The sequence below is a fragment of the Arachnia propionica genome, assembly GCF_003932785.1.
In the GTDB taxonomy this organism is placed as follows: Bacteria; Actinomycetota; Actinomycetes; order Propionibacteriales; family Propionibacteriaceae; genus Arachnia; species Arachnia propionica_B.
Map to the genome: position 1 here is coordinate 55937 of NZ_RQYT01000008.1, position 22263 is coordinate 78199.

At 64.6% G+C, this 22263-nt stretch carries 20 protein-coding genes and 1 tRNA gene; 12 read left to right on the forward strand and 9 right to left on the reverse strand.

Going from position 1 to position 22263, the window contains the following annotated elements:
- Positions 1–30 precede the first annotated feature (30 nt).
- Positions 31–351 (forward strand): hypothetical protein, encoded by a 321-nt coding sequence (locus EII35_RS05515; protein ID WP_125227457.1) that lies wholly within the window; start codon positions 31–33, stop codon positions 349–351.
- Here EII35_RS05515 and EII35_RS15855 read toward each other — a convergent pair.
- The gene (locus EII35_RS15855; RefSeq protein WP_185744192.1) at positions 335–2155 is read right to left on the reverse strand and encodes a hypothetical protein; all 1821 of its coding nucleotides are present in this window, start codon (positions 2153–2155) and stop codon (positions 335–337) included. The genes EII35_RS05515 and EII35_RS15855 overlap by 17 nt on opposite strands.
- 1200 nt (positions 2156–3355) lie before the next feature.
- On the opposite strand from EII35_RS15855, the gene EII35_RS05525 reads away from it, so the two are divergent.
- The 9 genes from EII35_RS05525 to EII35_RS16460 all read left to right on the forward strand — a co-directional run bounded on the left by EII35_RS05525 (position 3356) and on the right by EII35_RS16460 (position 11820).
- Entirely contained in the window at positions 3356–3808 is a 453-nt protein-coding gene (locus EII35_RS05525) for a hypothetical protein (RefSeq protein WP_125227458.1), read from the forward strand.
- 13 nt (positions 3809–3821) lie between these two features.
- Positions 3822–5810: an SGNH/GDSL hydrolase family protein gene (locus EII35_RS05530; RefSeq protein WP_125227459.1), complete on the forward strand. Its 1989-nt coding sequence runs from the start codon at positions 3822–3824 to the stop codon at positions 5808–5810.
- A 480-nt stretch (positions 5811–6290) separates the two neighbouring features.
- Positions 6291–6770 (forward strand): hypothetical protein, encoded by a 480-nt coding sequence (locus tag EII35_RS05535; protein ID WP_125227460.1) that lies wholly within the window; start codon positions 6291–6293, stop codon positions 6768–6770.
- A 55-nt stretch (positions 6771–6825) separates the two neighbouring features.
- On the forward strand, positions 6826–7827 hold the full coding sequence (locus EII35_RS05540) for a hypothetical protein (RefSeq protein ID WP_125227461.1): 1002 nt from the start codon (positions 6826–6828) through the stop codon (positions 7825–7827).
- On the forward strand, positions 7824–8723 hold the full coding sequence (locus EII35_RS05545; RefSeq protein ID WP_125227462.1) for an alpha/beta hydrolase: 900 nt from the start codon (positions 7824–7826) through the stop codon (positions 8721–8723). Before EII35_RS05540 ends, EII35_RS05545 begins: the two co-directional genes overlap by 4 nt.
- A 17-nt stretch (positions 8724–8740) precedes the next feature.
- A tRNA-Arg gene (locus tag EII35_RS05550) sits at positions 8741–8813 on the forward strand.
- 100 nt (positions 8814–8913) lie between these two features.
- A complete protein-coding gene (locus EII35_RS05555) occupies positions 8914–10266 on the forward strand; it encodes an SMI1/KNR4 family protein (RefSeq protein ID WP_185744193.1) in 1353 nt (450 codons plus the stop codon).
- A gap of 97 nt (positions 10267–10363) precedes the next feature.
- Positions 10364–11095, forward strand: coding sequence for a glycerophosphodiester phosphodiesterase (locus EII35_RS05560; RefSeq protein ID WP_125227464.1), 732 nt, complete (start codon positions 10364–10366; stop codon positions 11093–11095).
- 200 nt (positions 11096–11295) lie between these two features.
- Positions 11296–11820, forward strand: coding sequence for a GNAT family N-acetyltransferase (locus EII35_RS16460; RefSeq protein WP_260465025.1), 525 nt, complete (start codon positions 11296–11298; stop codon positions 11818–11820).
- Positions 11821–12024: 204 nt separating this feature from the next.
- On the opposite strand, the gene EII35_RS05570 is transcribed toward EII35_RS16460, so the two are convergent.
- The 4 genes from EII35_RS05570 to EII35_RS05585 are packed head-to-tail and all read right to left on the reverse strand — an operon-like array spanning position 12025 to position 15359.
- Positions 12025–12498 (reverse strand): hypothetical protein, encoded by a 474-nt coding sequence (locus EII35_RS05570; protein ID WP_185744194.1) that lies wholly within the window; start codon positions 12496–12498, stop codon positions 12025–12027.
- Positions 12495–13748, reverse strand: coding sequence for a hypothetical protein (locus EII35_RS05575; RefSeq protein ID WP_125227466.1), 1254 nt, complete (start codon positions 13746–13748; stop codon positions 12495–12497). The genes EII35_RS05570 and EII35_RS05575 overlap by 4 nt, the downstream gene beginning before the upstream one ends.
- Positions 13745–14104, reverse strand: a complete 360-nt coding sequence (locus tag EII35_RS05580) for a hypothetical protein (RefSeq protein WP_260465026.1) — start codon at positions 14102–14104, stop codon at positions 13745–13747. The genes EII35_RS05575 and EII35_RS05580 overlap by 4 nt, the downstream gene beginning before the upstream one ends.
- A 10-nt stretch (positions 14105–14114) precedes the next feature.
- On the reverse strand, positions 14115–15359 hold the full coding sequence (locus tag EII35_RS05585) for a hypothetical protein (RefSeq protein ID WP_125227467.1): 1245 nt from the start codon (positions 15357–15359) through the stop codon (positions 14115–14117).
- A gap of 186 nt (positions 15360–15545) precedes the next feature.
- On the opposite strand from EII35_RS05585, the gene EII35_RS05590 reads away from it, so the two are divergent.
- Positions 15546–16439, forward strand: a complete 894-nt coding sequence (locus EII35_RS05590) for a 1,4-dihydroxy-2-naphthoyl-CoA synthase (RefSeq protein WP_125227468.1) — start codon at positions 15546–15548, stop codon at positions 16437–16439.
- A gap of 38 nt (positions 16440–16477) precedes the next feature.
- Here EII35_RS05590 and EII35_RS05595 read toward each other — a convergent pair whose 3' ends face one another.
- Both EII35_RS05595 and EII35_RS05600 read right to left on the reverse strand, forming a co-directional pair.
- A complete protein-coding gene (locus tag EII35_RS05595; protein WP_125227469.1) occupies positions 16478–18712 on the reverse strand; it encodes a glycoside hydrolase family 3 N-terminal domain-containing protein in 2235 nt (744 codons plus the stop codon).
- Positions 18709–19836, reverse strand: a complete 1128-nt coding sequence (locus EII35_RS05600; protein WP_125227470.1) for a glycoside hydrolase family 5 protein — start codon at positions 19834–19836, stop codon at positions 18709–18711. Before EII35_RS05600 ends, EII35_RS05595 begins: the two co-directional genes overlap by 4 nt.
- A gap of 32 nt (positions 19837–19868) precedes the next feature.
- Between EII35_RS05600 and EII35_RS05605 the strand changes: the two genes are divergently transcribed.
- On the forward strand, positions 19869–20474 hold the full coding sequence (locus EII35_RS05605; protein ID WP_221739686.1) for a TetR/AcrR family transcriptional regulator: 606 nt from the start codon (positions 19869–19871) through the stop codon (positions 20472–20474).
- Here EII35_RS05605 and EII35_RS05610 read toward each other — a convergent pair.
- Positions 20464–21354 carry a carbohydrate ABC transporter permease gene (locus EII35_RS05610; protein ID WP_125227472.1) on the reverse strand — a complete coding sequence of 297 codons (891 nt, stop codon included), beginning with the start codon at positions 21352–21354 and terminating at the stop codon, positions 20464–20466. The two genes, EII35_RS05605 and EII35_RS05610, sit on opposite strands and share 11 nt — an antisense overlap.
- Entirely contained in the window at positions 21354–22262 is a 909-nt protein-coding gene (locus EII35_RS05615; protein WP_125227473.1) for an ABC transporter permease, read from the reverse strand. Before EII35_RS05615 ends, EII35_RS05610 begins: the two co-directional genes overlap by 1 nt.
- Position 22263 lies beyond the last annotated feature (1 nt).

Genomic DNA, 22263 nt, shown 5'->3' on the forward strand with positions numbered 1-22263 from the left:
GAGGAGAAGGATTACCGGTAGAATGATTTCATGTCAGTTGTTGCTACGCTACGGTTTCAAATCCACGACACTGCTGATAACTTGGTAGTAACGCTCATGCGTGAAATGAGGTTCGGCATAAACCCGACTGTTGGACATAGCTTCTTCCCCGGCTCCTTTGGTTTGGCTGCATCGAAGCGTTTCGGCCTCTACTTTGCAATCGATAGCATCGAACATGGCGCAGTCCCGGCTGATACTGAGCGCCAGCCTGAAGTTCATGTAGTCGTGCGAACCAAATATAGGTACACGATTACGGACGAGGATATGGCGGAACTCGCATCTGACGGGTGGCATGTTATGGATTGTCGTTAGCCGAAGAGCTGTGGGTCGGTCGTAATTCAGCAGCATGAGCGTATGCCCAGAGGCTAATCCAGGCTAACACAATCGAAGAGAACAGTGGGGGCAAAATGAAGACCATGCTAATGGCCGTACTGTCTCCTAGGGTGGAGGCTACCCCGGCAGACAGCAAAAGATAAAACATGGTGATGAGGTAGCCCATAATGCGGCGCGCTGTTCTAGAGAGGAAGCGAGCTAAGAGATAGGTGTGTGGTATTGCCAGGGGCATGAATATATAAAGGACGTCCAAAAGTGTCGGTGGCTGCACGTTTGTCTGAATCGAACTGGTTCTTCGGAGGGCGGCAACGGCAAGTAGGGAAAATGCAAACCACACTAAGTGGCTGAGGCACCAGCGTAGTAGACCAAGCTGGGCCAATGCCTCCAAGAACTTTTCTCTTGCACTGACAAATCGTTTGCTAGAACCTTGCCGCATGGCGTCGACAAAAACCAGGCAGGTTAAAAAAGCAACGCTGAGCCCTAGTAAGAGTAGGAATATCGCCGCCCTCCTGTCTGGTAGTAGCGAGGCAAGTCCTGCAAGAAAAAGTTGAGCAAGCAGGCTAAAAACAAGCCAACTATGATACACTTTGATATGGTAAACAAGCAAGACATGCCTGCTGGTAGAGACGTAAGCCAGTGTTAAGACGGGAACTAGCACGGTTACGGCAACGGCCAAAGGGTTATCTACGACTTTTTGAAGATTAAAGTGGCCGCTAGTGTAGCGTGCTAAGAAATAGAGTTGCGCCGAGCAAGCCAATATGGCCAAGATGAGGCCGGGAAATATCAATGTCGAGCGCCGCGATACAATATTGACTCGTGCGCGACGTATCTCGGTCTGAGAGCCTCGATCCTCCTTGTGGAGCTTTAGATATGCCCAGCTACCGCCTTGATCGACAGATAGATTCGTGGCATCTTCTTTGTCCTCTTCAATTGCTTCAAAATATGACTGTTCCGGTGGGCGACACTTAAGCATATTTATGTCCGCTGGATACTTTATCTCTAGTAGGCGACGCAGAGAGAGCGCCTGGATATCTAGGGCCCCTAAAGGAAGGGACTCTGTGATGCTGCCCAGTTTTTCCTCATGAACCTCAGACGTCTTTGCAATTGCTATTGGCCCCCTCGGGGCTGTCACCACTAAAGCGCGCACGTATCTTATTGCAAAAGTTTCGCACACATCTCGCCATTTGGGTTGCAGTAGAAGTTCCCTCCAGAGGGTCATTCCAGGACAGTCCCCAACTTGGCAGACTTGGATATGCTTCGAAGGCTCAGCCCAGCCATGTAGCCACGCGAGCAAGTCGTGTCTAAACTCTGCTTTCTCTACTTCAGCGGAACTTGTGGCAACGATCTTTCGGTTAATCCGCCATATGCACTCCGGGATTGAACTATATTCGCGTTCTAGTTCATCGAGAACGGAACCGAGAACGAAATCAAGGATGTACTCTCCAATAAGATTACTGACCCGTTTGCTTGCAACATGGGTGGGAACTCCCCCTTCCGTTGCATCCATGCTAATGACGTACGACTTTGAAGGCATTGAGATGGGTATAATTATGTGTTCTGGCGGCAAATTATCTTGGTCGTTGTCCCCGGTCTGAAGTAAGTTGCACGCTAACTCCCAGTCAAAGTCGATAGTTGTCTTGACTACGTGCTCCGAACGTGACTGTCCAGAGTAATCATGTAGGATGTTCTTGCGCACAACCCAAATTGGATAGGCCAAAAGAACGGCAGCCTTGGTCGCAGACTCGCTCTCGCGGACCTCCCGGTTGTACTCACTACTGTTCATGATCCGTCGACGAGTCTTAAAAAGGCTAGCGCCTCAGGAATGATCTACCGTGGGCTAGAATTTCTTCCAGAGTCTTTCCTCTGTAAAATTCGCGGCCGGCTTTCTCGACGGTCCAAGCTGGAGGGAAAAATGACTCATCTGGCAGGCGAAGTTCTCCTGGGCGACGATTTTCTTGGATCTCTTGGGTCTGCTGTGCTGATTGTTTCTTAACCACTTCATCTTCCTTCTGCCATGGATAGTCTAGACATACCGCTTCTTGTGTACTATTGGACTCTGATGTTGATCGTGAACCTCGTTGTTCCATCGTGGGTATCATTATCCCACAGATTGGTTGAAAATTCAATCATCTCGTCAGCAGCACATCCGGCCATGTGGGGCGTCTCCTGCAGACTGGCCATGTCAATCGATCCTTGGGTCCACCTCCCAGCCATCGGTGACTTCCCAGTGGTGTGGGCAGCCCGTCAGGCGGGTGCCCGACGTAGGTTGGGATGATCTGCCACTGTACTCCTGCTTTGCAGGATTCAAAGGGAATGCAGTGAATCTGTGTGGGCGGTGGTGTCGGACGTGTGGCTGACGCACCGGGGGCTGTTAGCAGAAGTGAGTTAACGATGGCTCAGCAGGTTGCCAGTGCTGAAGCCACACTAACCTGGGCTCCCTTGGCTGCGTTCACATACCTCCAGACCGAGCTGGGTGCCACGCCGTATTTGCGGGCAACGGCTGCCTGGGACATGCCTGCAGTGCAGTCTGCGACCATGCGTCTGACGGTGGCTGGGCCGAGAGTGTCGATGAGGGACAGGTTGCGGCGGGGCGGGGTGTGGTCTCGTTGCTGTTGCGGCGCCTCGTGGAGCTGTCGGAGGGCTTGGCGGAGCTGCGGCAGGAGGTAGGAATATCTCGAGTAGGTTATTAGGGCCTCCGCCAGACGACGCTTACTCGAACCCTCGGTGGCAACACCGGGGGTTCGTTGCGTGTCGGGGGCGGGGTGGGCGTTTGGTCCCGCCCCGGCATTCCTGTGAACCCGCGGCTGTGGACGCCCCTTCTTCTCCGATGGTCGAGCCGGACTGCGAGCGTCAGCGTGCCGTCATGCACAACCATGGTGGTGCCGTGACCAAGAGGGTGAGCAGGGCAGTTGCTTGACCATCTGGCTGACAGGGAACTTGTTCCTTCTCGTGTACGTGGCGTCGGGGTTGTGCGTAGGTTGGCGTGATCCGTGAGGTGGAGGTGGCGATGATGCGCTGCTGGAGGTCGGCGGTGACCTTGGTGGTTTGGGTGTGTCTGCTGGTGGCTGGCTGCGCCTCGGAGTGGGATCGAGGCATGCGGGCGTTGAAGACTGATCCGATGGCCTCAGTGATGTGGGAAGGGTTGGAATTGCTGGGCACGGTGGAGACGGTCAACGACAGTCCGAAGCCTTCCCCGCCGAGTATCACGTATTGCTACAAGCTGGATATTTCAGTGAGTCGAGCGTTTGATGCTGTCATGGACTCTGCTGAAAAACATGGCTGGGTCGAGAATCCTGAGCTTAGAACTTCTCAAAAAGCTGTTGCGAAGAAGCAGTATGGTGAGCATGGGGGGACCTTGATCGCATCTGTCGATTCAGATCGGTGCTTGCAACAGCATCCAGACTTCCAGTTTCGGATATCTCTATTCTACTCCTGAGGAAAGGTGATCCATGTTTAAGGGAGCATTCCTTGGTGTCTCGCTCGTCATGGCTTTATCGTGCCTTGGTGTGGTGTCGCCGAGTGCTCGCGCTGAGGAGCCGCCGACACGAGTGGTGCGTATGGCGCTGCTGGGTGATTCCTACTCAGCCGGGAATGGCGCGGGTGATTACGATACTGCTGACCCTGGAGCGTATCGGAGTCGGAACAACTGGGCAAACCACTACCGTGATTGGGTAGAGCGTGAGGGAGTTCATGCTCCTTTGACGGTCCTCGCCCACTCTGGACACGTCATCGAAGACGTGCTCGATAAGCAGGTTGATGAGCTGCCGCCAAACTCTGACATTGTGATGTTCACTATCGGTGGGAATGATGGTGGGTTCGGAACAGTGATCACGGAGTGTTTTGCGATGGGTCTGAGAGATGCAAGGGGTTGCAGGGAAAGCGTTGACAGCTTTCGGGATTTCGTCAAGGACCCGGGGCCTGAGGGATTGCGTCGGCGTACTGGTGAGGTGTTCAGTGCTATCGCGCGAAGCTTAAAAGGTCCTGGCCGCGATCTCAAGCAGATGGTGCTGCTGGGATACCCGAATCTGGTTCTACCAAACGCTGGAGACTACATTTTCAACACCTGCTATGCCTTGGCCCAAACAGGTTGCTTGGATTACGATGAGTACCCTGCGGGCGCCGAGATACTCAAGGGCGCCAAGGAGTTGGCCTTGGTGCAGCAGGCCGCAGTCAGGGACTGGAATGCCTATCGAGCGCGCATGGCCTCGATCGGAGTCAAGGTTCCGAGGGCCTACTACGTTGACACCATCCAGGAAAACTTCAAAGGGCATGAACCCGACCCAAGCCCCTGGGCGAAGAACGACTACCGCTGGGTGAACGAATTCTTCGAGACAGACGGCTACTTGACCCCCTCAGGAAAAACTGAGTCCAATCGCTTCTCCGAGAAGATGGAGTGGTACCACCCGAACAAGATCGGCCATCGGCAGATGGGGTTGGCACTGATCAACAAGATCGGGTTGCCCACGGGGACGAAGAAGCTCAATACCTCACCGAATGAGACGACCTCGGATACGGACCCGGATGCTGAGGCGCGCCCGGAGATGGAGGTGTGGATCCAAGGCCCGTACGCTCAAGCCATCGGGGACCCGTTGATCCTGGATGCCCGATCCTCCTGGACGACACAGGGCAGGATCGTGCGGTACGACTGGGACCTCGACGGGGACGGCAGATACGACAAGGCCACCCGGTCGCCGTTCTTGAACTACGCCTGGGCCAAGGAATTCATCGGGGACATCACCGTCAAGATCACCACCGACACCGGAGCCACCGCGACCGGTATCACCAAGGCGATGATCACCAACGACGGCGACTCCACCCCCTACGCCCGTGACAACTGCCCGGATGTGGCCAACCACGGCCAGACCGACTATGACGAGGACGGCATCGGGGACAGGTGCGATTCGACTCCGGGATGGCCAACCGAGGACAAGCCCGGAGTCGGTGACGGTCCAGTTCCCACGCCTTCGCCCTCACCCTCGCCGTCACCGAGCCCTAGCTCGTCACCAACGCCGACGAAGACTCCAACACCGACGCCTTCGCCAAGTCCGTCACCGTCGGTCACAGCGTCACCAAGCCCCGCGCCATCACCGACAGTGGAGCCGAGCATGACGGGCGAGCCCACAGTCTTCCCGTCGGAGAGTGCCTCGTCCTTGCCGACGGCGGATCCGAGCCCGTCACCAACCGTGCCGTCACCAAGCGTGACGGTCGCCCCGACGGTGACCGAACCACCCACGCTGACTCCAGGCCCGACGGTTGGTCCAGCGCCCACGGGCTCTCCCACCACAGCTCCACCAGTATTGCCGTCACCGACCAGCGCGCCGGTACCGACACCACCCCAGCCGACGACCCCGGAGCCGTCAAGCGTCCCCGTCCCGTCGCGGCCCGTGGCTCCTGAACCGGGTAGGCCACGGCCAGGGCTGCCGAACTCCGGGATTTGACCCGAGGGTTTTGTGTCGGTCAAGGTGAGACGGCTTGACCGGCACAACGAACACCTCCCTCTGATCCCTCCCCCTGGGTGTTATTTGCGGAGCCGAGGTGGTTGCTTTTCGGTTTCAGCGCCGTCCTCTCCACCGCTGGTCGAGCCGGGGCCGGAGCCTGCGGAGGTCCCGTGTCGAGACCCCGTGGGATTCCCGCTCAACTCGAGTTCCTGCACCGTGTGTCAGGGGTCTCGACACGGACGGCGCGCTGGCGCGCGCGCTCCGGTGTGAGCAGCGGAGAAGAAGGTCGTGAATAACACTCTTCGTCGTCCGCCTTGCCCGGAGGCCGCCGTGTGGATCCTCGTCACGATTCCTCCTATCCGCGCGCCCTCTTGGGCGGTTGCTCTTCCGGTTTCAGCGGGTGGAAGGCGGTATCACTTCCCGAACAATGATGTCCCGGCCGGGTGAGCACGACGGTTCGGGTGAAAGGGGGTCGTCACCATGCCTGATCGTCTGACGAATGCCACGCGGCTGTTGTGGATCACCGTCGTCTCAATCATCCTTGCCGGCGTCCTCAAGTACGCCCAGTGGTTCATCGGCGGCACACCTCTCGCAGAGATCCTCCAGGGCACGCTCGGTGTCCTCGTGCTCCTGGCCACCACCGTCGGAGGGGTCGGGATCGCCATCCTCCTCAGCGACCTCGTCGCCGCGTGGGTGCGTCCCGTCCACGCGAGCGCCCGCCGGATCCTCGTCAGCATGGGGGTGACCATGGTCGGCCTCTCCGTCGCCGTCTCGGTGGGGGCCCAGGTGGGCGGCCCACGCACCGAGTACGTCGACATCCCCTTCATCGTCTCCCACGTGGTCGGTGAACTCCTGCCCGTGGTCGGCTCCGTCCTGGTCGCCGTCGGCCTCCTCTCCCGGTTCGCGGTGACCGAGCGCGACCATTCCGCCCCGGAGGTCGAGAGCGCAGACCTGACCTGAGGACGGGTATCGTCGGCGGTGATCCGGCCCGTCTGACCCCGTCCGAGGAGCCCACGTGAACCTCCTGCACCGCCTCCTGGTCACCCCTGACCATTGCGAGCGTTCGGTGCTGGTGGATCATCTCGTGCGGCACGGCGACCACGACGACGCCCGCGCTGCCCTCGCCGCCTTCCTCGCCGACCCGACGCACGCCACTGCCGACCTGCTGCCCATCGTCGTCGCCCACGGCGACCCGGCCGAGGCCGAACAACTCATGGCCCACCTCGTCGCCAGCGGCCTGCACGCCCCGGACGAGCCCGACGATCTCCTCAGCGGCCCCGTCGACGACGTGCTCGCGGCCCTCGCCGAGATGCGCCACGAACCAGTCAAGGCCGTCCTCGCCCGCGAGGTGTTCACCCCCGCGGGCGGAGCGCGCTGGTCGCTCAACCATGCCGCCGCCCACGGTCTGTTGCACTTCGACTGCGCCGAGTACCAGCAGCAGATCGTCGACGCCATCCGGGCCTGCCACGGTCACAACCTCTTCGACGAGGCCACCCCGGTCCTCGTCGCCAAGCTGACCGACCCCGACCGCCAGGCCCAGATCCTCGCCGAACTGTACGAACTCGGCAGCACCACCGCCTCCTCCGACTGCAACTCCGGGATCCTCCGCGGCTTCGCCCTGAGCGGCGCCGCGGGGCGCCCCTGGTTCCTGAAGGCCCTGCTCAACCCCACTTGGGAGTGCGACTCGGAGAGCACCGGCACCGTCCACCACGCCCATGACGGCCTCGACGAGGCCGGGGTTACCTTCGCCGAACTCCTCGACACCGTCCGCGCCGAACCCGACGGGAACCGCGACCACGCCGTCCACCTCCTCGTGACACTGCTGGAGCTGCGGGCCCACGACTTCCGCCCGCACGCGGAGACCTGCACCGAGCTGTACCGGCTGTTCTTCGCACGCGGCGACGGCGAGAACCTCGACGACCTGGTGGAGGCGGCGAACCTCGACACCGACCGAAGCCACGACCTGCAACAACTGCTCCTGATCCGCATGGCCCTCGAACTGGAGGAGAAGGCATGAACCTCCTTGTCAAAGCCGCTTCGTGGCTCAGCCTTGGGGCAGCCGTCGGTGCGACCGCCGTCGCTGGTGCCGTCGGCTGGACCCTCCACGCCCGCCGACGCCCTGACCTGCCGTATGCCTTCTCGCCCTTCGAGGTGGGGGCCGAGGCCCGGGACATCAGCTTCACCACCTCCGACGGGGTGCCGATCGCCGGGTGGCTCCTGCCCCGGGATGACAGTGACCACATCGTCATCGTCTGCCACGGATTCCGCGGCTCCAAGGCCGACATGCTCGGCATCGGACCCGGTCTGTGGCGGGAGGGTCACGAGGTCCTGCTCTTCGACTTCCGCGGCAACGGCGACTCCGGCGACGGCCCACAGTCCCTGGCCCACCACGAACAACGTGACCTCCAGGCCGCGCTCGACTGGGCCGCCCGGGAACGCCCCACCAAACGGATCGCCGTCGTCGCCTTCTCCATGGGTTCGGCCACCACCATCTGCGTCGCCGCCCGCGACCCGCGGATCGAGGTGCTCGTGCTCGACTCGCCGTTCGCGACGATGAGCGACGTCGTCCGCTCCAACCTCGCACTCCACCGCTTCCCCGCGACGCCACTGCTGCCGCTGGCGAACCTCATCAACCGCATCGGATACGGCTACTCCTACGACGAGGTGCGTCCCATCGACGTCATCCACACCATCCCGCCTCGCCCGATCCTCATCCTCCACGGCCGGGCCGACCGCATCATTCCGTACTCCCACTCCCTCCAGCTGGTCGAGGCGGCGGGGCCCGGTGGGGCGGAGCTCGTGACCTTCGAGACGGACCACTGCGGCGGCTACTTCCAGGACCGGCCGGGCTACATCCGTCGGGTCGCTGACTTCCTCGACCGTGGGTTTGCCAACTCCCGGCCCCTCCCGTAGAGTTACTTCTCGCCCAAGCGCTCGTAGCTTAATGGATAGAGCATCTGACTACGGATCAGAAGGTTGGGGGTTCGAGTCCCTCCGAGCGCGCGCCGCAAACAGCCCAGCCCCGAGCTGGGCTGTTGTCGTTGTGTCACCCTTCTGGTCCCCGACTGGTGCCGTGTCGGGGCGGTCTGCTGGGATGAACGCCATGACCGAGACCGAACAGATCGCAGGCGAGAAGCTCCTCGCCGAGACCATCGCCAACCACTTCCCCGGCGCCAGGGTCGTGACAGATGACGATGAGTACACCGTCGAGCTGGGGGAGGGGCTGCCCAGCATCACCTGTGAGATCCTGGAGCTCAGGGACGAGGCCCCGTTCGCGGCCTTCATCAGGTTGGTCATCGAGGGCGGGCGATTGGGGGCGCCGGGTGCGCTGGTGACCGCCAGTGGCTACGGCGATCATCCCCTCGCCGCCATCGTCACGGCAGGCTGCAACTGGGCGTGCGCCTTCGGACCCGTCCTGCTCACCGGCATCGATCGCCCCGACCTCATCACCACCGAGGGCCCTGACGTCGAGCAGTTCGAGACGACGGTGGGTGGGCGTCGCTACCGGGTGACCGTCTCCCATCTCGACCGGGCCATCAACCTCGGGGCGGAGGCGGTCGCTGAGTGGCGGGAGCGGCTCGGCGGCCCCAGCGCGCTGACCAGGCGGGTCCTGGCCAGTGGCACCATCCCGCACTCTCGCAGCGTCGACGTGCTGCCGCTCGGCTGCTTCGCCGGGATCGGCCCCAGCCCCTTGGCGGAGGTGAAGTTCGGCGCCAGCGACTGGGACGCGAGCACCCGCCTTCTCGAAGGGCTCGGCTCCATCGACGATGGCTACGTCATGCTCCGCGAATGGGCGCTGCTCACCCCCGTCGAGGCCCCGCCCGCGCTGACCCGGCAGAGCCTCCAGGCCACCCTCGACCTGCTGCGCGGCCAGCTGCACAACCCCCACTCCGAGGCTGGCTGGCACGGCGGCCGCGCCCACGGAATGCGGCTCGGTGACCCTGGGCGGATCGACGGCGTGACGTTGCCCCGCGACCTCGCGTGGTTCGTCGATCAGATCGCTGCATCGGGGGCCGGTCCGGGCTACGGACTGGACCTGCAACCGGGGGAGGACGGTTGGGTGCAGCTCGCGACGGCGGGCTGCGGCGACGACTGGGGCCTCAAGCTGGAGGACGGCACGGTGTGGCTGGACTCGCGCGGCAGCGACGGTGAGCTACGGCAGGTCGCGCCGAGCTTCTCCGCCTGGTACGAGGCGTGGCTCGACAACGCGGTGCGCGGCGGCGGCCCGTTCGGAGACGTGCCACATCATTCTCACGCCGCCATCAACGCCCTGGCGCAGGTGCTGGAGGACGACTCCGTCGAGGACCTCAGCGGCCTCCGCATCGCCCTCCAGAGCGAGGAGGGGGAGCCCATCGGGCCGTGCCACGCGTGTGAGAGCACCTACGCCGACTTCGACATCCCCGGGACGGCCTTCGACCCGGAGGACAACGAACCGACCGTGATGGATCGGCTCTGACCGGGTCGGCGGACAGTCCCCGACACGGCGTTTCAACGAGTGACAAGGGCTGCTGGCAACGGTTGTTGCGGCATAGGATGGGGTCGAGAGGAGGATCATGACAGCGATCTGGGCCCACCGGGGGGCATCGGCCTACGCGCCGGAGAACACCATTCCTGCGTTCCAGCAGGCCATTGACATGGGGGCGGACGGCGTCGAGTTCGACGTGCAACGCTCCGCCGACGGGCATCTCGTCGTCATCCACGACGAGACGGTCAACCGCACCTCCAACGGGGTCGGCAAGGTGGTGGACCTCACCCTGGAGCAGCTGCGACGGTGCAACTTCAGCAACGGTTTCGTCGGGACCCGGCACGTGCAGATCCCGACCCTGCGGGAGGTCCTTGAACTGCTGGCGCCGACCGGGCTCACCATCAACATCGAGCTGAAGAACAGCGTCGAGTTCTACCCGGGCATGGAGTGCGAGGTCGTCGCCCTGGTGGAGGAAGCCGGACTGCAGGAGCGGGTCATCTACTCGTCGTTCAACCACTTCTCGCTGGCGAACCTGAGGGGCATCGTCCCTAAGGAACATCTCGGTCTGCTCTACAGCGATGGCCTCTACGACCCCTGGAACTATGCCAACCAGTTCGGGGCGGGCTGCCTGCATCCGCACTACTACGCGCTGCGGCAGCCCAACTACATGTGGCTGTGCCATGAGGCAGGGGTGAGGACGACGACGTGGACCGTCGACGACGAGGCCGAGTTCAAACGCCTGCTCGCCCTGGGGGTCGACGCGATCATCACGAACTTCCCGGACCGTGGCCGTCGTGTCATCGACCGCCCGTGGCTGTGATGAGGAGGCGGGGCGCGTTCAGTTGGGATCGTGCTCAGGAGCGACACCCTGGATCCGGCGTCGCGATCCTGATTCCACTTCCGGAGGCGCGCCTTTGACCAGGTGACACATCGAGAAGGTAGCTCTTCCCGGGGCCCGGTTCGGCAAGGCTGCGCTCACCTGATTGTTGATTGTGAAACTATCTGCTTTACCGTGCTGGAATGGCTCGTAAAACCTACACCGGTGACCTGGTGGATGTGTCCTTCGACCGCGAGGTGTGCGGTCATGCCGGGGAGTGCGTGCGCGGCATGCCCGAGGTCTTCAACGTCAACGCCCGCCCGTGGATCAACGCGCCCGTCGCCGACACCGAGGAGAAGGCGAAACTGCTCGTCGAGGTCGTGGGCCGGTGCCCCACCGGGGCGCTGCGGATCGAACGTTTCGAACAGCCGAGCGCGTCCGAGGAACCGAGTGTCACCCACAATGCTGAGGCGAGCCGCTACGAGGTGCGCCTCGGCGACGAACTGGTCGGTTTCGTTGACTACATCCTGAGCGAGGGTCGCATCACCTTCACCCACACCGAGATCGATCCGAGCTTCGAGGGTCGTGGGCTGGGTTCGGCCCTGATCCGGGGTGCTCTCGACGACGTCGCCGCGAATCCCGAGGCGCGCCGAGTTCAGCCGCTGTGCCCCTTCGTCAAGGGTTGGATGCAACGTCACCCGGAGTACCTGGAACTCGCGCGTCGCTGACCCCTTTCGTCGTCGCTCTCTTCCTGCTGGTCGAGCCGGGGCCGGGGCTTGCGGAGGGCCCGTGTCGAGACCTCTGTGGTATTCCCGCTTGACTCGAGTTTCAGCACCGTGCGCCAAGGGTCTCGACACGGACGGCTCGCTGACGCTCGCGGTCCGGCTCGACCAGCGGAGAAGTGAACAACGACTTTGGGTTGTCGTGGTGGGTCATCGCCGCCTTCCGTTGTGGACGGCGGCTTTCTGTTCGTCGGTGGGGAGTGCTTTGAAGGCGCCCATGGCGTGGGGGTCGTGGCGGTCGATGCCTGCGCGGCGGGCTCGGTGGTACCAGGGTGGGAGGAGGAAGGGGGGGAACCAGAAGAAGAAGCCGAGAAGGAAGGTGATTCCGCAGAACGCCCACGTGATTCCGATGATTCCCAGGATGACTTGGGGTATGGCAGTTTCCAATCCTTTCGTCTTCGTAATGACTGCTATCAGCCCCATGATCAGCATGCCGATGCCGCCGTAGAACATGGCCAGGGGTGGGCAGGTCCAGCCTGTGTAGGTGGTGACGAAGTGTGGGGTGGGTTCGGTGTAGGCGAGCCACCCCGCCCTCAGAGCGAGCAAGCCGATGAGGGTGAGTGCGATGACGAGTCCGATGATTTCGCCGGTGAGCCCCTCCAAAAGAACAGCGCCAGTGATCATCCGCCGAACACTCCCTTCAGCCAGTTCCAAGCGGATTCTCCGAGGTCGGCAGCATTGTCCCCGAGGCTCTTGCCATCACCGTCCGGGTCCCAGGACATTGCCAGGCCGACTCCGATCCCGACCACCAGGCCGATGGCGTTCCCGGCGACGGGGAGGGCGGAACCGACAGCTGCCCCCGCCGCGGCTGCGGTGAGGACTTGTGACCCGGTTCTCACGGCGGCGGCCTCGATGACCCGGCCTTGTCGTTCTGCTGCGGTGAGTTCGGGGTGTTGCTCGCGGAACCGTTTGTCCATTTTCTCGTGTTCGCTGAAATAGTTGAACGCGACGCCCGCGACGAACAGGCCCCGGCCAGCTGCTCGGCCGATTGCGGTGACCCCGGTGTAGGTGCGTGAGCTGGTTTCCGTCCCTGTGCCGAACCAGGAGAACGGGTTGTACCACTTGGCCGGTTGCATGCCGTGGGGTTTGACGACCGTGGTGGGTCCCCAGCTCCCCTTCGGCGGCCCGAGGAAGGTTTCGCGCAGCGCTGCCGAGAATCGTTGCAGGTAGCTGCCACTCTGGTGGGGCTGCCGTTTCCAGGACTTCCAGTCCCAGAAGTTGGTTCGGGTTTGCGTGGTGCTGTACTTGAAGTCGAACTCCACACCGAAGATGCGGACGTAGAAGCGCTTGACGACCTCCTCGATGTTGAACTTGTAGCTCTCGGCGGTCGCTGCGATGGCCGAGATGAGGATGTCCCCGGTCGGCCCCTGCCACGCAGGGGACCCTTCTTCCGGCAGCCCGTCGTCCCCGATCGCGGACAGTTGGTTGGCGCAGTCGTTGATCGCGGACTCGTACCTGCTGACCAGATCGTTCACCTCCACCTGGAGCCGCACACCTTCCTGGTCGTACTCCATGAGCTCGACGGCGTCCGTCGGCTGTTCCTTGGCGTTGTAGGTCTCGGCCTTGGACTTCAAGGAGTCGCGTTCCGTCTTCAGGGTGCTGATCGCGTCGGAGAAGAGCGTCATGGCCGTCTTGACACTGACGCAGCCGTCCAAGACGTGCTGGGCCGTGTCCAAGGCGGGATCAAGCGCCGAGTACAGCAGGTCGCTGTGAGGGGTGATGTAGTTCTCCCCGGCGGAAAGCCCCTTCCAACTGCTGTGGGAACCCTCGATGTCCTTGCGGAACTCCGCGCCCCGGGCCATGAGGCTGGAGGCGGAGTTGAAGATGCTCTCCGGGTCCGGCCAGTTCTCGAGCCCACTGATGTCGACCTTCATACCCGCTTCCCGTCCGTGATCCGGACTTCATCGACGCTGTTGGCCTCGCGCTCCGCGCTCTCGGTCGTGGCGGCCATGTCGGCATCAGCCCGCTGGATCGCTGCCACAGCAGTGCGGCCACCCTCGATGGCGTTGGTGACCTGCTGCTCGGCGCCCGTCATCGCCGCAGTCAGAACCCGGTTGTAAACGGCATTCAACGAAGACGCCAACGTGGCGCTCTTCCCGGTGCATGCCGAGCCGAGGGCGTCGATCTCCTCCGAGACCGAGCTGTGGGACCTCGTGGCGTCCTCCTTCCCCTGATCCGCTTTCCTGAAGATCTCGAGACACGCCGGGGCATTCACCTTGTGGTGGGTCATGGGTTCTGCCTCACTGGTTCTCGGCGATCGTGGACATCAGTTGCAGCCACAAGGGTGCGTCGATGTGCTGTCGGACGGTGATCAGGTCGTTGGCGTTGCGCAGCGTCGGCTCGAACCATGCCGCGGCCTGGCCCCGCGACGACGTGTGGATCCAGTTCAGGAAGGTCTCGTCGGCGCTGTTCCTCAGCGACAGCAGGGTCCAGGGGTGCTTCGCGAACTCGGCGGCATCGTCGCTCCCGGTGAAGGTCAGCGTGTCGCGCTCCAGCTTGTCCTGGAGTTGCTGGCCGCTCAGTTCCAGGTGCACGTCCATGGGCCACGCGGGGGTGGCGGTGACCCAGCCCAGGAGGATGCGGAAGAGGTCGTTGGAGGGGCAGTAGGCCAGCAGGGTCGCCCCGTCCTCGTCCGGATGCGGGGCGGTGAAGATGGTGGTCGCGTCGGTCACCCAGAACCGGAACACGTGAGGAGTCGGGGTGGCGACGGTGATGTTCCAGCCCGTCCCGCTCAGCAGGTGATCGATGTACCAGAAACCTGCCCCTGTGGGTGACCCGTCCTGCTCGACGAGGCCGGCGGCAGCCAGTTCGTCCCTCACCTGTCCGGTGACCGGGGTGAACACCCGCTGCTCGGCGTGGGCGAAGAAGGTGGTGGCGGTGGCGTCGCTGAGCACGAGGGGCTCGGCCTGGAGCATCAGATTGGGCGGGGTCAGCACGGAGAGGTCCTCGCGCGGGGCGCCGTCGCGGGCCGTGGCCCACTCGTCGAGGGTCACCTCGGGGATGGTGGACGTGGTGGCCGGGGCGTTGCGCTCGGCTGGAGGCAAGGCCCGCAGGGTGTCGAGGATGGCCTGGTGGTGATCGCCGGGGGTCCACTCGATGAGGGGGAGGGTGAGGGTCAGTTCCGCGATCGCGCCGTCGGTGACGACGAGGTCCTGGACGATGAGCAGGCACAGGATGTTGCCGTGGATTTCCTCGGGGGCGACGGGGGTGAGCATCCAGATCCGACGGTGTTCCTCCCCGTGGCGCTCCACCGCCTCGACGTGCACGACGACGGTGCCGGGGATCTCGGCCACGGAACGGAGGTTGGCCTGGCTGATGGCGGCCAGGGCGTCGGGGCGCCCCTCGACGATGGATTCCCGCAGCACGACGTTGGGGGTGAAACCCAGCGACGACGACGGCGCGGCGGCGATGACGTAGCCGGGTTGTTTGATCTCCCGCCACTCGTCCGGAACCTCGCAGCAGAAGGTCGATCCCAGCAGGTGCATGAACACGTCCTCTCGTTGGGGCAGGCTCCAGTTAAACAAGAGAAGAACACGCAGGGAAGCGATCCGGGGAGTGGAGAAGGGGGGCACGTGTCGGCCGTATGGACGAGGCGAGATTCCCCGTCGCGTCGAGGGGGCCATCCACGCGCATGGCTCGGCAGTTGCCGCGACGGCCCGTAGGCTGACCCCATGAGCAACCCGTTCCGGCCCGAGCTGTGGGATGACCTCGGCTTCGACTTCACCGACATCACCTACCACCGTGCGAAGGACGTCGCGGCGGTGAGGATCGCCTTCAACCGGCCCGAGGTGCGCAACGCCTTCCGGCCCCACACCGTCGACGAACTCATCGCCGCCCTCGACCATGCCCGCACCGCCTCCGACATCGGCTGCGTGCTGCTCACCGGCAACGGGCCGTCGCCGAAGGACGGCGGCTGGGCGTTCTGCTCCGGCGGGGATCAGCGGATCCGTGGTCGCGCCGGATACCAGTACGCCGATGGTGAGACCGCCGAGGCGGTCGACAAGGCCAAACTCGCCCGGCTCCACATCCTGGAGGCCCAGCGGCTCATCCGGTTCATGCCGAAGGTGGTCATCGCGCTCGTCAACGGCTGGGCCGCCGGTGGCGGCCACTCCCTCCACGTGGTCGCCGATCTCAGCCTGGCCTCCGCCGAGCACGCCCGTTTCAAGCAGACCGACGCCGACGTCGGCTCCTTCGACGGGGGCTTCGGGTCGGCCTACCTGGCCCGCCAGGTGGGGCAGAAGTTCGCACGCCAGATCTTCTTCCTCGGCGACGTCCACGACGCCGACGACGCCCACCGGATGGGGATGGTCAACGAGGTGGTGCCGCACGCCGAGCTGGAGGACGTCGGCCTGGAGTGGGCGCGGAAGATCTGCGGCAAGTCGCCGACCGCGCAGCGGATGCTCAAGTACTCGTTCAACCTCATCGACGACGGCCTGGTCGGTCAGCAGGTCCTGCTCGGCGAGGCGACCCGGCTGGCCTACATGACGGACGAGGCGGTCGAGGGCCGCGACTCGTTCCTCGAGCGTCGGCCCCCCGACTGGTCCAACTTCCCCTACTACTACTGAGAGTTATGCATTGTTGGGGGAAACGGACCGATAACTCCCTAAAATGACATAACGCGGGGGTCAGGGAGGTGGAAGCGGGTCCGCTGTTGGTCCTCCGGGCGGCTGCTGTGCCCGACCCGCAGTTCGAACTCGCCCGGCTCCACCACACGGGTGCCGTCCGCCAGGACCAGGCTCAGCTCGCTCGTCGGCAGCCGGAACTCCACCGTCGTCGTCTCGCCCGGGGCCAGGGGCACCCGACGGAACGCCTTCAGCTCCTGCTCCGCCCATGTCACCGACGTCACCACGTCGTGGACGTAGACCTGCACCACCTCCGTGCCGTGACGTTCCCCGGTGTTCGTCAGGTCGACGCTGAACGCCACCTCGTCCCCGACCTCCGTCACCCGCAGCCCCGAGTACTCGAACGTCGTGTACGTCAGGCCCTCGCCGAAGGCGAACAGCGGCCGGTACGTCAGATCGGCGTAGCGGTCCCCGTGCCAGCCCCGCACCCGGTTGTGGAACACCGGCAGCTGCCCGGCATGACGCGGGAACGACACCGGCAACCGGCCCGACGGCTCCACCCGCCCGAGTAGCACCGCCGCCAGGGCGTCACCCCCGGCCGCCCCCGGGTTGAACGCCTCGACGATCGCCGCGGCCTCCTGCACCGACTCCGGCAGCACCAGCGGCTTGCCATTGAGCAGCACCACCACCATCGGTGTTCCCGTCGCGCGGATCGCCTCCAGCAGCTGCCGCTGCGGCCCGAACAGCTCCAGGGACGCCGTCGAGCGCCCCTCCCCGGTCAGGTTGATCGTGTCCCCGACCGCCACGACGGCCACGTCGCTACTGGCCGCCAGGGCGACGGCCTCCGCCAGCTCCGCCTCATCCAGCGGCGCCGGGTGGCAGATCTTCGGACGCGGCTGACCGTCGGCGAAGAACTCACCCGCCGGGTCCGGCGCCAACTCGTCGATACCGCAGCCGCGCGCGTACCCGATCACCCAGTCCGAGGGTGCCGCCGCCCGTAGCCCGGCCAGCAGCGTCGTCGCCGGAGTGAGGGCCGGATCATCCATCCACGGGCACTGCCCGGAGGTCCCGGCCCAGTCACCCAGGCAGGCGGCCATGTCATCGGCCTGCGGGCCGATCACCGCCACCCTCACCCCCTCACCGCGCAGCGGCAGCACCCCGTCGTTGCGCAGCAGGACCAGACTCTTCGCCGCCAACTCCATGTTGATCTCACGGTGCTCCCGGCAGCCGATCTCCACCCGCTGCCGCTCCACATCGGGGCGACGTGGGTTCTCGAACAGCCCCATCCGGAACTTCACCGTCAGGATCCGCCTCACCGCATCATCGAGGTCCGACGGTGCCAGCAGCCCTCGCTCGATGGCCGCCAGGGCGCCGTCGTGGAACTCGGGCGTGGCCATGATGAGGTCGTTCCCCGCCCGTACCGCCAGGGCCGCCGCCTCCGCGAAATCGGCAGCCACCTGCTGGACGCGCACCAGATGACCGACGTTGTCCCAGTCGGTGACGAGCAATCCCGCGAAACCCCACTCCTGTTTCAGCACCCCGTCGAGCAGCCATGTGTTGAGGGTGATCGGTACCCCGTCGATCGCCTGGTAGCCGAGCATGAAGGTGTCCGCACCCTCCCGAACCAGCCGTTCGAACGGCGGCAGGAACCAGGAACGCAGTTTGCGGGGTGTCAGATCCGCCTCCGAGGCGTCCAGCCCTCCCTGCGTCTCCGAGTAACCCGCGAAGTGCTTCGCACACGACAGGATCCGCGTCGGGTCCGTGTCCCCGTCGCCCCGGTAGCCGCGCACCATCGCCGCCGCCAACTCACCGATGAGGTGCGGGTCCTCCCCGAAGGTCTCGTTCACCCGCCCCCAGCGCAGCTCCCTGGCGATGCAGGCCAGCGGCGAGAAGGTCCACGTCACCCCCGTCGCTGACGTCTCCCGTGCCGTCACCCGGGCCGCCCGCTCAACGGCGTCGGGGTCGAAGGAACACGCCATCGACAACGGTGTCCCGAACACCGTCGCGCCCGGCCAGAAACCGTGGCCGTGGATGGCGTCGTCGGCGATGAGCAGCGGGATGCCCAGCCGGGTCCGGGCCGCCGCGTCGATGGCGTCGTCGATCGTCGCCGGATCGGTGTGCAGCAGCGAACCGACGGGGTGACGCTCGATGACGGCGCGTGGGTCGCTCCAAGCGGGCAGCTGCATCATCTGCGCTGCCTTCTCCTCCACCGTCATCAGGGAGAGCAGGTGGGCGACGCGGTCCTCGACGGCGGCGGTGGGGTCACGGTGGATCATGGCAGGGCTCCTCGGATCGGCAGGGCTTGGATGACGGGGGTCTGGGTCTCGCAGTGTTCCACACGGATGTTGTGGAGGAACTCTGCCAGAAGTGTGGTGGCGCGGTCCTGGTCCGGGCCCTCGCCCCGACCCTCCGCCCGGGCCGTCAGTTCGGCCCAGCCTTCGGGGACGGGGGCGCTCAGGGGGGAGGTCGTGGTGCCGAGCTTCTTCCAGCACCAGAAGTTCCACGAGATACCCAGGTCCTCGCAGCTGTGGAACATCGAATGCAGCCACTGCGGTGAGTTCTCCCCGGACTCACCCATGTAGGTGGCCATCCCCAGCGACGCGGCCCGGCGGCGGACCCCCTCGAACCGTTCCGCCTCGACCGGGGACCAGTAGTGGTGGAACTGCAGGCAGGCGTTGTCGTCGAGCGGCTCGGTGAACATGGAGAACTCCGTCGCCCAGTGCGCCCCCTCGTACATGAGCAGATGGTGGGGGTCCTCGGCCCGGATCGCGGCGGTGAGGTCGCGGTACAGCGGCACCAGCTGCGGCCACAGCTCCCGGTGGGCCTCCGGGAGGGGCTCGTTCAGCAGGTCGTAGCCGAGCAGGGCCGGATGGTCCCGGTGGCGACGCGCCAGCCGCCGCCACAGTTCGATGCACAACTCCCGGGCGCGACCGTCGGTGAACAACTCCGGCTGGTCCGCGACGGAGTCGTCGATGTTGGCCCCCGTCTGCCCGCCCGGCGCGCCGTGGAGGTCGAGGAGCACCCGCAGTCCGTGCTCCCGACACCACTCGAGACAGCGATCCACCAGGTCGTGGCCCTCCGCGACGTCCTCCCCGTCGTGGGTGATGAACAGCCGCGAGTTCAACGGCAGCCGGATGTGGTCGAAACCCAGCGCGGCGATGGCGGCCACGTCGTCGCGGGTGAAGAAGGTCGCCCGGAAGGTGCGCCAGAAGGCAGCGGCGTCCTCCTCACCGATGAGGTCGCGGATGAGGCGTTCGATGCGACGCGGTGACGTCGCGCCCGCGGTGAACCGCCACATGTAGCCCTCCGGCAGCAGCCAGTTGCCGATGCCCACCCCGCGCAGCTGGACGGGGTCGCCGCCCACCGTCAACTCTCCGTCACGACAACGCACCGGCTCCATCGCTCCACCTTTCGGGTACTAGTGTGTCCTCCGTGCGACATGGTGGGCGTCCCACGCGACGCGAGGAGGTGGTGGCCGCGGCCACCGAGGCCTTCGCGCGCGGCGGCTACAACGGGGTCTCGTTGCGTGACATCGCCGCGCGGCTCAACATGACCCCCGCCGGGGTGCTCCACCACTTCGGCACCAAGGAGGAACTCCTCACCGCCGTCCTGGAGGCTCGGGACCGCGACGAGGTGGATCGGGACCACTACTCGACGTTCCCCCATGGTGCCGACTACCTCGCCCACATGGTCCGCACGGTCCGGCTCAACGCCGAACGGCGGGGCATCACCCAGCTCTACACCGTGCTGGCGGGGGAGTCCGTGGCCGATGAGCATCCCGCCCAGGACTGGTTCCGGAGCCGCTACGACGGGCTGCGACAGATCGTCGACCGCGCCCTCAGGCGCGCCGCCGAGGTGCCCGACGGGGTGCTCGTCGCCGAGTCCCTTGAGGCAGCGGAGGCCGTCATCGCGGTCATGGACGGCATGCAGATCCAGTGGCTGCTCGACGACGAGGTGGCCATGGCCCCCGCCGTGGCACGGGTCATCGACCTGGTCGTCGCCGATCTGCGCGGCCGCGTCGCGGACCTCACCCCTTGATTGCACCGGTCAACATCCCCTTGGTGAAGAACTTCTGCACGAACGGGTAGACCACCAGCACCGGCAGCGTGGCCAGCACGATGACAGCGAACTGCACCACCATGCCCGGCGGTGGCGGCACCCCCGGCGGCTGGACGGTGTTGAGGGTCTGTCCCTGAACGACGTACTGGTTGAGGACCACCTGGATCGGCCACTTCGACGGGGTGCTGATGTACAGCAGCGCGTTGAAGAACGTGTTCCAGTAGCGGACCGCGTAGAACAGCGAGATGACCGCCAGGATCGGCTTCGACAGCGGCAGCACGATCCGCCAGAAGATCTGCCACTCTGAGGCCCCGTCGATGCGGGCGGATTCCGTCAACTCCTGCGGCAGTTCCATGAAGAAGTTGCGGATCACCACCATGTTGAAGGCATCGATGAGGCCCGGGACGATGAGCGACGACCAGCTGTCCAGCATCCCCAGCTGCTTGACGAGCAGGTAGTTGGGGATCATGCCGGCGCTGAACAGCATCGTCGCGAGGACGTAGATGAGTGCCCCCTTGCTGTAGGGCACCTCCCGGGTCCGGCTGAGCCCGTAGGCGAGGGTGGTGGTGAACAGCATCGAGCACACGGTGCCGACGACGGTGATGAGTGCCGTCACGAGCAGGGAGTTCCGGACGACGCCGCCACGCAGCAACGCCGCGTAGGTGTCGAGGCTGAAGCTCTTCGGCCACGGGTCCCCGGAGGTCGCGGCCTCGGCCGATCCGAAGGACCACACGATGACGTGGAGGAACGGGTAGATCATCGCGATGACGAGCAGGGTCAGGATGATCGCCTTGAGGATGCTGACGAAGCGGTTCGGCCGCCCCATCCACAACGGCCGGTGTGCGCTGGCCCGGGCCATCAGAACACCCCCGATCCGCCGACGCGCTTGGCGAACCGGTTCGCCGCGATGATCAGCACCGTCGCGACGATGCCCTTGAGCAGGCCTGCGGCGGTGGACAGGCCCCAGTCGCCGCCGAGGATGCCCCGGAAGTAGACGAAGGTGTCGAGCACTTGGGCGGCGTCCTTCCCGACGGCGGGTTGCTGGAGCAGCAGCTGCTCGAAGCCGACGTTGAGGATGCCGCCGATCTCGAGGATGAGCAGCAGGCTGACGATCGGCATGATGCCGGGCAGGGTGACGTGCCAGGTCCGTTTCCAGCTGCCCGCGCCGTCGACGGCGGCCGCCTCGTAGAGCTCCTGCGGGATCCCGGAGATCGCGGCGAAGTAGATGATGGTGCCCCAGCCCACGCTCTTCCAGATGGACTGCGCCACCACGAGGAACTTGAAGGTGTCGGGGTCGCTCATGAGGTTGAACCCGTGGACCCCGAGGTCGGCGAGGACGTGGGCGAGGGCGCCCGACCCGCCGAAGATCTTCTGCCAGATGGAGATGACGATCACCCAGGACAGGAAGTGGGGAAGGTACACCACCGACTGGATGAACCGTTTCAGCCTCGGCGACATCAGCGAGTTGATGAGCAGCGCCAGCAGGATCGGGGCGGGAAAGGCGAACAGCAGGAGCAGCAGCGCGATGACCAGGGTGTTGGTGAGGGCCTGGAACAGCTCCGGGTCGGTGAAGATCCGGGCGAAGTTGTCGAAGCCGACGAACCTCGACCCGGCGATGCCCTTGAAGGGGCGGTAGTCCTGGAAGGCGACGATGTTGCCCAGCATCGGCAGGTAGGCGAACACCGTGAAGAACAACAGCCCGGGGATGATGAAGACGTACATCGTCCTCACCTTGGCCGCGCGCTGCAGGCGGGACCTGGTGGCCATC